Here is a 12,422-nt window from a genome sequence, read left to right as displayed (position 1 = left end):
CCAGCACCCCTTTTTTCAGCTTGAGCAGGATTCACATTCTTCGATATCGGAAGAAGTGGACCTGACGTAGTATGTGGTTTTCAAATCGTTTTTCCAGGAGTCCATATGCAGTCCGAGCAGCTCCCGGGCCTTGATTGAATTTTTTATATAAAAATTGAAGGAAACCGCCTGGTCGATATGCTTCTGGCGGGCTGCATTCTGCCTGATGCTCCAGTCCTGGCCGATCAGGTAGGCTGATTTATAATACCAGGTGGTGTTTTCATTCAAATCCGGCGCTGTCACCGGGATGCGGTAATCCTTCTTCTCCTCAGAATAAAATTTCCTGAAGATAGGATCGATGCTTGGCGTGCTGCCGGCAATCAGCGCCGTGGAGGCATTCGGGGCGACAGCCATCAAATATCCGTTTCTGATGCCAATTAATGCAGTCTCCTGCTGCAGTTTTTGCCACCTCGGATAATCCCGGTATCCGCGTTTTGCGAAGTATTCCCCGCTTTCCCAATCAGAGCCTTCAAATAACGGGTAAGCTCCCTTCTCCCTGGCCAGCTCCATGCTTGCACTTATGGTGAGAAAAGCAATCTCTTCATAAATTTCATCCGCATATCCGACCGCAGCCTCACTTTCCCACTTGATCCCCTTTAAGGCAAGCAGATGATGCCAGCCAAAAGTGCCGAGACCGATGGCGCGGTACTTCTTGTTCGTAACCTGCCCCTGGACAACAGGAATCGTATTGATATCAATCACATTATCCAGCATCCTGACCTGTATCGGAATCAGCCTTTCCAGGACTCCAGCAGTCACGGCGCGCGCCAGGTTGATGGAGGATAAGTTACAGACCACAAAATCGCCTGGCATCTTCTCGACAATGATTCTGCCGTCTCTGTATTCCTCCCTCGTCTGGATTGTTGCGCTTTGATTCTGGGTGATTTCGGTGCAGAGATTGGTGCAGTAAACCATTCCCTGATGGCTGTTCGGGTTTTTCCGGTTCACTTCATCGCGGTAGAACATGAATGGCGTCCCTGTTTCCAGCTGGCTTCTCATGATGGATTTCATGATGTCGATGGCAGGCACTTCTGTTTTTGACAGAGAAGGGTGCTGAACGCATTCTTCATATTTTTCTCTGAACGAGCCGCTCCCCTTTTTTTCATCATAATAATCTTCAAGGGAGAAGCCCATGATACTCTTCACTTCATGAGGATCAAAAAGATGCCATTGCCCCCGCTCCTCCACCTTTTCCATAAATAGATCCGGGATGCAGATTCCTGTAAACAAATCATGAGTCCTGTACCTTTCATCCCCATTATTCAGTTTGGCGTCCAGGAAGGAATGGATGTCTTTATGCCAGACATCAAGATAGACGCTGATTGCCCCCTGCCTCTGGCCCAGCTGATCGACGCTCACCGCCGTATTGTTCAGCTGCTTCATCCAGGGAATCACTCCGGACGAGGCGCCTTTGAAGCCTTTGATGCTGCTGCCGCGGCTCCGCACCTTTCCAAGATAAACACCGATGCCGCCGCCATTTTTTGATAGATTGGCAATGTCCGTGTTGCTGTTATAGATCGATTGAAGGCTGTCATCCACGGTGTCGATAAAGCAGCTCGACAGCTGGCCCCAGTTCTTCCCCGCATTTGAGAGGGTCGGTGTGGCAACGGTCATGTATAAGCTGCTCATTGCCCAGTAGGCTTCCTTGATCAAATCCAGGCGCTGGCTTGCGCTTTCTTTTTTCATGAGTGTCATGGCGATGATCATAAAGCGCTCCTGCGGCAGCTCAAATACGGCTCCTTCATGGCTTTTGGCCAGATACCTGTCAGAGAGCATCTTTAATCCTATGTATGTAAAAAGATGATCTCTCTCGGGCTGAATCCACCCGCCGATCTCTTCAATTTCTTCCATGCTGTACAGCACCAGCAGGTCCTGATGATAGATGCCCTTACCCGCGAGCTCTGCAATCAGGTTATATAGGGATCCATAGCCCCCCTTTTCACCCCGGTTTGTCTCAGCCTCTGCGTAAAGCCTGGCCAGGTGAATCCGGGCAGCGGCATACGTCCAATCGGGCTCAAGCTCCGACATGCATGCCAGACACTCCAGAATCCATTCCTCCAGGATGGCCGCATATGGCCGGCTGAAGTCCGTTTTATTCTTCAAGGTGTCAAAAGACAGACTGCCAAATTCTATTTGGAGCTTATCCAAAAGTGCTCCTGCTCTTTTATCTTCCATTGCTGCCTTCATGATTCTTCTCTCCCTTATTTAAATTAAGAAATCAAAAAATCCGCCCATAAGAACATGAGCGGATCAAACGATAGCAGAATCATAATGTATGGACAGAGCCAGAATTACACCATCGTTTCATCTTCTCAAATCCCCGAAGAAATTGAAACTATCGTTCATCACTGGCAGGTCTCCTGACTCGTGCTTCTCCCTACTTTAAGACCTTCCCATATAAGTACCGTTAAGCCGCTTATACAGTGGTGCTCTTATTTCGTCCACACTTACAGTTGCGGGGACAGTTCCGGATTCTAACCGGATTCCCTTTTAAGCCCTTACTAGAAGGACACCAACTTTGAACATCTATATTTAGTTATTAATTTAACAATACGATACAATATATTGTGTTTTGATTCTATCATACCTATTTTTCTGTTTCAACATTTAGCTCTTTTAAAATATCGGGCTGCCTTGTCCTACAGCAAATATCGTAAATAAATATAGACAGTAGACAGGATGATGCTCAAAAGCATGAGCGGAAATCCGATCAGCAGGTATTTAATGAAGGATATATTGTGGCCCTTCTTCGCAGCAAGTCCTGCAACCACCAGATTCGCACTGGCCCCGATCAAAGTGCCGTTGCCTCCAAGACATGCCCCAAGTGCAAGGCTCCACCATAATGGCTCCAGATTCGTTATGCCCATGGATCCCATATCCTTGATCAGCGGGATCATGGTGGCGACGAACGGAATGTTGTCAATAAAGGCAGAAGCGATGGCGCTGACCCACAGGATCAGCATCGTTGCTGCTGTAAGGTTCCCTTTTGTCAGTTCAATAGCCTGGCTTGCGATGGATTTGATAATTCCTGTATCCACAAGCCCGCCGACGATGACAAACAAACCGATAAAGAAAAAGAGTGTTGTCCACTCCACTCGTTCAAGGGAGCTTTCCAGATGATCCTCGCCCGTAAGCAGAAGGAGCAGGAAGGCACCGAACAGTGCGATGGTAGCCGTTTCAATATGGATAAACTGATGCAGGAAAAATCCTGAAATCGTGAGAACAATAATAAATAGGCATTTGTTTAAAAGAGTGGTGTTCCTGATTTCTTTCGTTTCATCGCTTTTCATCAAATCCCGCTTAAGGCTCTCAGTTGTTCTCAATTTTTTTCTGTATATAAAGGCAAATATCGCTATCGTCACAAAGAGAATGAAAAAGCTTATGAGTGCCAGATTCGTAATGAAATCCAGGAACGTCAGGCTTTTTACAGCGCTCCCGATCATGATATTTGGGGGATCCCCGATCATCGTTGCTGTACCGCCAATATTGGAGGCCATGATCTGTGAGATGAGATATGGCATTGGATTGACCTTGAGCTTTGATGTGATGCTCAATGTCACCGGGACAACAAGCAGGACTGTGGTCACGTTATCCAGAAGAGCGGATGCCACTGCCGTCAGGACTGCAAGGGCAATGAGGATCTTGAGCGGATCCGCCTTGGCAAGCTTGGCTGTCTTAATGGCCAGGTACTTGAAGATTCCCGTTTCCGCGGTGATCGAGACGATGATCATCATGCCGATCAATAAGCCGATCGTGTTGAAATCAATATGGTGGATGGCAGCTTCCTGGTCCATAATGCCGAATAAAATCAGTGAAATTGCGCCAAGAAGTGCAACGATTGTTCTGTGTATCTTTTCTGTAATTATGATTGCATATGTAATTAGAAAAATGGTGACTGCAATCAGAGCTTGACTCTCCATCCCTATTCCTTCTTTCTGTCTGGACATACGAACTATTAATCTCTATTTTACATGGATTTACTGTACTTTGTTAATTATTTGCCGGCTGCCCAATCCCGGGCAAAAGGAGTGCCAGGTTTGCACGGAAACCTGGCACCGTTTTCTGTGGTAAAGGGGCGGAGCTGCATGTATCATGAGACTTCCTGCAACTGGGTATAAACATCATTGATCTTTCTGTCATACCTGCCTTGCGCCTTCCTCCGCTCCACCGCCTTATTGTGTTTGTTCCTGCCCTTGTCCAGTTCCTTTCCATGCATGGGCTGCGAGTAGAAAAATGATGTTTGTTTTTATACTTCTTTCAATTCGTCAATCTCGACTGTAGTCTTTTCTTCGAGGTCGAGAGGGTGGACCATGGCCGTCCTGCCATCCTCATTCAGATTGTCGATCCAGACAGCGACTCCGTTGTATTCCACACTAATGTCTGCTGAAGAAGATAAAATTTGTTTCACTCGGTTTGCATCCATTTCAATCACTCCCTAAAAGATTTCCTTTTAGTGTGTGAGAGAATTCCAATTTTATGCCATCTTTCAAGGAAAGAGTCATTGGCTGCTTTTTTCTCCACTCATTTCCAAAACCATATCGATATGTGGAATATTGTCTTCCAGATAGATTCCGGTCACTGCCTGGAAACCGAAGGAGCCGTAAAATTTCTTCAGGTAGTTCTGTGCCTGGATTTTCACAGCATTCTCTCCCAGTTCCTGCCGGATCACCTCTAGGCCCATGGTAACCAATTCCTTTGCCAGGCCCTCCCCCCGGTATTCTTCCTTTACCATGACCCGCCCAAGAGAAGCCTGCGGATAGGAAACCCCGGGCGGCAGAACACGCAGGTAAGCCATAATTCCGCTATCATTTTCCTTGAAAAGATGATATGCTTCCAAATCCTTTCCATCTACTTCCTGATAAGGGCAGTCCTGTTCCACTACAAACACCCGGGTTCGCTCCTGCAATATGTTATAGAGCTCGATAGAAGTCAGTTCGTTGAATTGTTTCAGTCTCCAGACCATTTTTAAGCAGCATCCTTTGTTTATGTTGTTTTTCACAGCAGCACTTGCCAGGTAATTGTAAAATAATTCTGACGGACCGACAACTAAAAAAACTGCTGAAACCAAAGTTTCAGCAGCAGATACCATTATTTCTTAATTTGCAGGGTCTTCGCTTTCTGCGAAACTCTTACCTGGTAGTAATCGAAAATGAATCCGTAAATATAACAAACCAGGAACATCGATCCAATCATATCCCAAATCACATGCTGTTTCACAAACAGGGTGGACAGAATGATCAAGCTTCCCAGACCCTGGATCAGGAGCGTGTGGACTTTGTGCTTTTTCTTGATATGAAGCGAAGCAAGCATGATGACATAGGTCGTGAGGACATGGATGCTTGGAAAACAATTATACGGCTGGTCATTGCTATAGATGAACTGGATCAGGGGATAGAATGGGGTATCTATCGACAGGTCAGGCCGCGAGACCGTTGTCTGGAAAAAGAAAAACACGGCAAAGCAGATGAGTTCACCTATCACAATCGTGATCAGGGATTTCATATAGACCTTTGTGTCCTTGAAACAGAAATACATTAAATAGAACAATATATATCCATACCAAATAATATAAGGAATGATGAAAACAGGGACAAAAGGTATATGCTGATCGAGCGGTGTCGAGATGCTCACAGCTTTTTGCGGATGTTCATTCAGCAGTTTATATACCGTCCCAAGCAGCGGGATGACCAGCAGCAATAATAGAAATGGAAATTTCCTTTTCACTGCATCAATCACTCTCATCCCTCCTTTCTAAGTTCTTATCTTGTCTCTACCCTTAATTCATTTTATAAAGATAGCAATTTAGCATTTATCATTGGTAATTTTTTACTAAAGGGCCTTTTGGGAAATAATTTGGGAAATGGGGACTGTCCCCCACAAAAGAAAAGAGACTGCTAGTAACATCTTACCAAATCAGTCTCTGTGCTGGATACGGAAATGTGAAAATTTCATGTCTATGTGACTAGGATGATTTTGTTTTGGTATTCAGCTCGGTTTAGCCGAGTCTGTTTTTTTATCCGGATTTTCTTTCCCATCCCTCTTTTTCTTAAGGTCAAAATAGGCATCCATCACCCTGCTTCCGATGTTTTTGTTCATGCCGTTGTCACTGGATTGATAGGCCCATGGTACCACTACCGACATGGCTATCTCAGGCTTTTCGCTTGGCGCATACCCAATGAGGGTGATATTCCAGGTCGGCGGCGGCTCTTTTCCGTAATTCTTCCGGTCCGGCCCGTCGTAAAAGGCCTGGGCAGTCCCTGTTTTGCCGGCCATGTCATATTCCTTTCCTCCGAATACCTTGTATCCTGTGCCTCGCTGCTGCTGCATGACCATCCTGAAGCCTGCCTGGACATTTTCAATCCACTCCGGCTTCATGCTTAAACGGTTCAGCACAACCGGTTCTATATCGCTTAAGACAGGGCCGAGTTCTCCCTTTTTCCCGCCCGGCTGCCGAATCTGCTTGACGAGGTGCGGCTTGATCCTATAGCCGCCGTTCCCGATCGAGGATACATACTGAACAAGCTGAAGCGGTGTATACGTATCATTCTGGCCGATGGCTAAATCGAGCAGGAGGCCGGGTCTTGTCTCGGCATTTTTTACTCCTGAGGTCTCATTTGGCAGGTCAATGCCCGTCTTGACACCAAGGCCGAACTGCGAAAAATTGTTCCTCATTATATCGAATGTGCCATCCTTCAGGTTCAGGGTGCCATCAGGGACATAATGAGCACCCCCAATTTTCATCGCAGTTTTGAACATATAAACGTTTGAAGAAACCATCAGCGCTTCCCGGTCATTGATCCAGCCAAAATTGGCATAGGACTTCTTCACTTGTGTTCCCTTGAACTTCACAGGTGCATCAAATTCGCTGTTTCCCGGATAAATTGCACCCGTTTCATAGCCGGTCAGCACCGTTGCCCCTTTGACTACAGACCCCATCGTATAGGAGGTCGTGAAGGTGCCGAGGGCATCATCCTGAATCTTATACTCGCCGGTCTCCTTGTCCCTCACATACCTCTTGCCGGCCATGGCCCTGATCTCCCCGGTATAAGGATCCATCAAGACCGTATATGCCCGGTCCAGGAACGGGGTGTCGCCATATCTGTGCTTGGTTTTCACGAGTTCTTCTTCCACGATCTTTTCTGTTATCTTCTGCAGCTCCATATCGATGGTGAGAACAAGGTCATTGCCCTTCTGCCCCTGGGATATGGTCTTAGAGCTGACCGTTGTCCCCTTATAGGTTACATTCTCTACCCGCTCCCTCTTGCCGCTGAGCACATCCTCGTACTGCATCTCCAGATAGCTTTTTCCAATACGCTCGTTCCGGCCGTAGCCCATTGCCACATATTGATCCGCCTGCTCCTTAGGCAGTCCTTCCTCGGAAGTAGTCACAGCGCCAAGAACCGAACGCAGGGTCTTGCCGAACTTGTACTCACGTTCCCAGTCAATGGAGGTATCCACACCCGGAAGCTCATCAAGGTGTTCACTGACCTTGGCAAACTCTTTATCTGTTACTTTTTTATTTTTGATGAACTGGGTAGTCAACGGATAGCCGCTGTTCATCTCACGGAAGATGGCCAGCACCTCCAGTTCTCCATCCAGTTCCTTCAATTCTGCATTGGTGATCCTGTCCAGCTGTAGCTGATACAGATCCTTCGCTTCCAGCTTGCCCGTCTCGACCAGCCTCTTCTCGGCCTTTGTTACCTTTTTGTCAGCCTTCTTCGGATTAAGCAGAATCCAGAAGTCCCGCTTGTCACGGTCTGTTACCTTCTTTGGATCCTTATCAATGTATGCGGATAGCTTTCTTGCAATGCGAAGCATTTCCTTTGGTTTAGTGTCCTGCTGACGTGTATAAGTGATAGCCCGCTCGGGTGTATTATCCACAATGATCTTCCCGTAACGGTCAACGATCTCTCCCCTGGGCATCGGATTCTTCACCGTCACATCTTCCGTCCGTTCCACTTCCCTGCGATAATCCTCCCCATAGACGATCTGGACAAAGCCAAGCCTTACCACCAGTACAGAAAATAAGATAAACACGAAGAAGAAAATCAAATTGAACCTGATAGAAACATGGCTTTTGCTCTTCTTTTGGGGTTCGATCTCCACGGCTTCTCTCCTCGCTTCCTTTTGTTTACAAAAAGTTTATCACATTTTATTCCATAATTAGTAATATCCTGTTAGGTCATTCCTAAAAAAAGCGGTGATAAGTGTAAATTTAAAGAAGGAGACTGTGGAGAAACTTCCATTTAGGCGGAAATGATTTGGACAAGTTTGCCCGTAATTTAAGAGGACGTGAAGGGTTTTATGACCAGTTCGGACCGCCATTTAAGAAAAAGTGGTCTTAATCATTTTTTATGACCACTGTGCCCTCCACTTTAGGAGAGTTGGTCTTAATCGTTTTCCACGACCCACTCGGCCTAACAATTAAGGAGAATGGGCCTTAATTGTTTGTACGACCACTTTGGCCCCGCCTCTCTTCCCGCTCCCAGTTCCTCGAGGCAGAAAAAAGAGACCCCCGCAGGGATCTCTTCATTTCCGATGCATTTTGAACTGCAGGAACAGTTCGTTATAATAGGCGAGGTTTCTCTTGCCCAGGTTTTCATAGACTTCAAGCTTGGAGGTCATGGCTTGATCCGGATAAAACCGTTTATCCCCGACCGTTTCTTTGTCCATATAATCCAGGGCTTTTTTGTTCGGTGTGGAATACCCTACATATTCCGTGTTTTGGGCTGCCACTTTTGGATTCAGCATGAAGTTGATGAACTTATGTGCCGCTTCCGGGTTTTTGGATGTTTTAGGTATGACCATATTATCGAACCAAAGATTTGAACCTTCTTTGGGCACGACATATTCTATATCTTCTTTTTCCCACATCAGTTCGGCAGCCGTCCCTGACCATACTACCCCGATTGCTGCCTCATCATTTTGCAGCAGCATGCGGATCTCATCGCCGACAATGGCTTTGATATTGGGAGTGAGCGAATCGAGCTTGGTTTTTGCCTGCTTTAGGTGCTCCTTATTGGTATCATTCAGGGAATAGTGAAGGGAATTCAGTCCCATTCCCATCACCTCACGGGCGCCGTCCACAAGCAGAATCTGATTCTTCAGATCCTTATCCCACAGGTCGTTCCAGCCGGTGATTTTCTTTCCGCCAAGAAGCTTCGGATTATAGGCGATGCCGACTGTTCCCCAGAAATAAGGAATGGAATATTTATTGCCCGGATCAAACGGCAGATCCATGAAGCGGGAATCGATATATTTCAGGTTAGGCAGCTTCGAATGATCAAGCGGGACCAGCAGCCCCTCTTTTTTCATTTTATCGATGGCATACTCAGATGGAACAGCAAGATCATATGCAGTTCCGCCCTGTTCAATCTTGGTCATCATCGCTTCATTGGAATCAAAGGTTTCATATATGATTTTGATGCCAGTCTCTTTTTCAAACTGTTTGACCAGCTTGGCATCAATATAATCTCCCCAATTGTAAATGGTGAGCGTATTTCCTCCTGAAAGTCCCTGCGCCGAGTTGAGCCTGTTAACTCCGTAAAGAAGCGCAGCCGATATCACAACGATGATGATAAAACCGCGGATTAGATTTTTCATTTTGGGACCCCCATTCTGCGGGAATGGCTGTTACGTGCGTTAAGCATATAATATCCGACTACCAGCACCAGTGTCAGCACGAACAAAATCGTAGACAGGGCATTGATATTCAAGGAAACCCCGCGCCTTGCCAGGGAATAGATTTCCACAGACAGTGTGGTAAATCCATTTCCTGTCACGAAGAAAGTAACGGCGAAATCATCCAGTGAATAAGTCAGGGCCATAAAGAACCCGGCAAATATTCCGGGAGTTATGAAGGGCAGGATGACCTTTGCCAGGACATCAAAGCTGCTCGCCCCAAGGTCGCGGGCTGCATCAATCAAGGTCGGGCTCATTTCATTGATCCTGGGCAGTACCATCAGCACAACAATCGGGATGCTGAAGGCAATATGCGAGAGCAGGACGGATGTGAAGCCAAGCTTAATGCCTGCAATGGTAAACAGGATCAAAAAGGAGGCACCGATGATGACATCCGGGCTGACAATCAATACATTATTCAGTGAGATATACGTATTTTTCACCCGCATCTTTTTCATATAGGCAATGCCAAGGGCACCCAGCACGCCGATGATGGTGGCAATCGCTGAAGACAGTAGAGCCACGATCACCGTGTTCATGACAATGATCAGAAGCCTGGTGTCACCGAGCAGCTCTTTATACCATTTCAAGGTGAACGAATCAAAATTATTCATCGTCCCGCCGCTGTTGAAGGAGTAGAAAATCAAATAAAAAATGGGCGCATACAGAATGAAAAAAACAATCGGCAGATAAAGGGCGGTCCATTTAATTTTTCCCATATACCTTTACCCCTTTCCTGCCTTTGCCTGTCAAAATCATGATCAGGACCATGGCGATGATTAAGAACACGGCGATGGTGGCCCCCATCCCCCAGTCCTGGGTCACGAGGAAATGCTGTTCAATCGCGGTTCCGAGTGTGATGACCCTGTTCCCGGCGATCAGCCTCGTGATCATGAACAGTGACAGGGCCGGGATGAATACAGCCTGGCAGCCTGCCTTTACTCCGTTCACAGTCAGCGGGAAAATGACTCTCCGGAAAGTGACCCATGAAGAAGCCCCAAGGTCTTCAGCCGCGTATAGCAATGTCGGATTAAGCTCGCTCAATGAGTTATAAATCGGCAGGATCATAAATGGAATGAAAATATATACACTGACAAAAACAAAGCTGAAGTCGGTGAATAAAATCTGCTGGGTGCCGATGCCGACCGCTTCAAGTACCTGGTTGGCGGCACCCTTTGTGCCAAGAAGCCCCATGAATGCATACGTCTTCAGCAGCAGATTGATCCAGGATGGCAGGATGATAAGCAGAAGCCAGAGCTGCCTGTGTTTGGTCTTAGTCAGAAGATAAGCTGCGGGATACGCGATGACCAAGGAGAACAAAGTGATTAAAAAAGCGTACCAGAACGAGCTCAAAGTCATCTTTAAATACACGGGTGAAAAGAAGGCGGCATAATTACCAAACGAAAACTCGCCTTCAATATTGAAAAACGAATAATAAAGAACAAGCAAAATGGGAGCAGCAACAAACAGGACAATCCATAAAACATATGGAATGAGATATAAATTCCTCGTGCTTCTATTCATGGCTTTCCTCTTTATAAGCCTCAATCCGCTTATCGAATTCCTCTTCCGTTTCGCCCGGCTTCATAACATGGATCGCTTCCGGTTCAAAATACAGGCCGATATCCTCGCCCACATTGACCTTCTTGGTGGAATGGACGAGCCATTCATTTCCATCCATATCGTAACTGCTGATTTCATAGTGGACACCGCGGAAAAGCTGGGAATCCGCTCTTACCTGAAGCTTACCGAGCTCAGGAGTAGTGATTAAGAGGTCTTCCGGACGGATGATTACATCGACCGGCTGCCCGGGGCTGAATCCCCTGTCCACACAGTCAAACTGCCGTCCTGCGAAGGATACCAGGAAGTCCCTGTCCATCTTTCCTTCTACAATATTGGACTCACCGATAAAGTCAGCCACAAATCGATTGATTGGTTCATCATATATATCAATGGGAGTTCCGCTCTGCTGGATAACTCCTTCATTCAGTACAAAAATTTCATCAGACATGGCAAGTGCCTCTTCCTGGTCATGAGTCACAAAAATGAAGGTGATGCCCAGGCGCTGCTGCAGTTCTCGAAGCTCATACTGCATTTCCGTACGAAGCTTTAAATCAAGGGCGGAAAGCGGTTCATCAAGCAGGATAACCTCCGGCTCATTTACGATGGCCCGGGCAATGGCTACACGCTGGCGCTGGCCGCCTGACATTTCGCTGATCTCTCTGGACTCATAGCCTGCCAGATTGACAAACCTCAAGGCCTCCATCACCTTCGCTTCAATTTCTGCGGCCTTCAATTTTTTAATCCTGAGTCCGAACGCCACATTTTCAAACACATTCAGGTGAGGGAAAAGTGCATAGTCCTGGAAAACGGTATTCACCTGGCGTTTATTCGCCGGAAGGGAATTGATGATCTTGCCATCAAAGTAGATGTTTCCTTCAGTCGGTTCTATAAAACCTGCAATCAGACGCAGGATCGTCGTCTTTCCGCAGCCTGAGGGTCCCAGGAGGGTGTAAAACTTTCCTCTCTCAATCTCAAAGCTTACTGAATTGAGCACGGTTGTATGATCATAGCTTTTTGTTACATTTTCAAAACGTATAATATGATTATCACTCATAATATCCCTCCCGGAAGTTGTCTGCTGGAATTTAGCCAAAGTTTTACATGAAACTACTTAATTATACAAAAGGGGACACAGAATT

General features: G+C 46.6%; 10 protein-coding genes and 1 riboswitch. All 10 genes read right to left on the bottom strand.

Annotation, left to right across the window (positions count from 1 at the left end; all coding sequences use genetic code 11):
• Positions 1-15: 15 nt before the first annotated feature.
• Positions 16-2,226 carry a ribonucleoside-diphosphate reductase subunit alpha gene (locus V1498_RS01180; protein ID WP_409296528.1) on the bottom strand — a complete coding sequence of 737 codons (2,211 nt, stop codon included), beginning with the start codon at positions 2,224-2,226 and terminating at the stop codon, positions 16-18.
• Positions 2,227-2,371: 145 nt separating this feature from the next.
• A riboswitch (cobalamin riboswitch) is annotated at positions 2,372-2,571 on the bottom strand.
• A 107-nt stretch (positions 2,572-2,678) separates the two neighbouring features.
• Positions 2,679-3,959 (bottom strand): ArsB/NhaD family transporter, encoded by a 1,281-nt coding sequence (locus V1498_RS01175; protein WP_409296527.1) that lies wholly within the window; start codon positions 3,957-3,959, stop codon positions 2,679-2,681.
• A gap of 326 nt (positions 3,960-4,285) precedes the next feature.
• Complete coding sequence (locus V1498_RS01170) at positions 4,286-4,462, bottom strand: H-type small acid-soluble spore protein (RefSeq protein ID WP_409296526.1); 177 nt, start codon at positions 4,460-4,462, stop codon at positions 4,286-4,288.
• 75 nt (positions 4,463-4,537) lie between these two features.
• A complete protein-coding gene (locus V1498_RS01165) occupies positions 4,538-5,002 on the bottom strand; it encodes a GNAT family N-acetyltransferase (protein WP_409296525.1) in 465 nt (154 codons plus the stop codon).
• Positions 5,003-5,127: 125 nt separating this feature from the next.
• The gene (locus tag V1498_RS01160; protein WP_409296524.1) at positions 5,128-5,775 is read right to left on the bottom strand and encodes a phosphatase PAP2 family protein; all 648 of its coding nucleotides are present in this window, start codon (positions 5,773-5,775) and stop codon (positions 5,128-5,130) included.
• 249 nt (positions 5,776-6,024) lie between these two features.
• Positions 6,025-8,145, bottom strand: a complete 2,121-nt coding sequence (locus tag V1498_RS01155; protein ID WP_409296523.1) for a peptidoglycan D,D-transpeptidase FtsI family protein — start codon at positions 8,143-8,145, stop codon at positions 6,025-6,027.
• Positions 8,146-8,568: 423 nt separating this feature from the next.
• The gene (locus tag V1498_RS01150) at positions 8,569-9,642 is read right to left on the bottom strand and encodes a PotD/PotF family extracellular solute-binding protein (protein WP_409296522.1); all 1,074 of its coding nucleotides are present in this window, start codon (positions 9,640-9,642) and stop codon (positions 8,569-8,571) included.
• Positions 9,639-10,439 carry an ABC transporter permease gene (locus V1498_RS01145; RefSeq protein ID WP_409296521.1) on the bottom strand — a complete coding sequence of 267 codons (801 nt, stop codon included), beginning with the start codon at positions 10,437-10,439 and terminating at the stop codon, positions 9,639-9,641. The genes V1498_RS01150 and V1498_RS01145 overlap by 4 nt, the downstream gene beginning before the upstream one ends.
• Positions 10,426-11,244, bottom strand: coding sequence for an ABC transporter permease (locus V1498_RS01140; RefSeq protein ID WP_409296520.1), 819 nt, complete (start codon positions 11,242-11,244; stop codon positions 10,426-10,428). The genes V1498_RS01145 and V1498_RS01140 overlap by 14 nt, the downstream gene beginning before the upstream one ends.
• A complete protein-coding gene (locus V1498_RS01135) occupies positions 11,237-12,337 on the bottom strand; it encodes an ABC transporter ATP-binding protein (protein WP_409296519.1) in 1,101 nt (366 codons plus the stop codon). The genes V1498_RS01140 and V1498_RS01135 overlap by 8 nt, the downstream gene beginning before the upstream one ends.
• Positions 12,338-12,422 lie beyond the last annotated feature (85 nt).

It is taken from the genome of Paraperibacillus marinus (genome assembly GCF_046237605.1).
Lineage (GTDB): Bacteria > Bacillota > Bacilli > Bacillales > DSM-1321 > Paraperibacillus > Paraperibacillus marinus.
The sequence above is the reverse complement of the archived record's forward strand: the minus strand, read 5'-3'. Positions and strand labels throughout refer to the sequence as shown.

Coding starts and splice junctions, on each gene's coding strand:
- V1498_RS01180 (WP_409296528.1), bottom strand. CDS start 2,226: ATGAAGGCAGCAATGGAAGATAAAAGAGCAGGAGCACTTTTGGATAAG.
- V1498_RS01175 (WP_409296527.1), bottom strand. CDS start 3,959: ATGGAGAGTCAAGCTCTGATTGCAGTCACCATTTTTCTAATTACATAT.
- V1498_RS01170 (WP_409296526.1), bottom strand. CDS start 4,462: ATGGATGCAAACCGAGTGAAACAAATTTTATCTTCTTCAGCAGACATT.
- V1498_RS01165 (WP_409296525.1), bottom strand. CDS start 5,002: ATGGTCTGGAGACTGAAACAATTCAACGAACTGACTTCTATCGAGCTC.
- V1498_RS01150 (WP_409296522.1), bottom strand. CDS start 9,642: ATGAAAAATCTAATCCGCGGTTTTATCATCATCGTTGTGATATCGGCT.
- V1498_RS01145 (WP_409296521.1), bottom strand. CDS start 10,439: ATGGGAAAAATTAAATGGACCGCCCTTTATCTGCCGATTGTTTTTTTC.
- V1498_RS01140 (WP_409296520.1), bottom strand. CDS start 11,244: ATGAATAGAAGCACGAGGAATTTATATCTCATTCCATATGTTTTATGG.
- V1498_RS01135 (WP_409296519.1), bottom strand. CDS start 12,337: ATGAGTGATAATCATATTATACGTTTTGAAAATGTAACAAAAAGCTAT.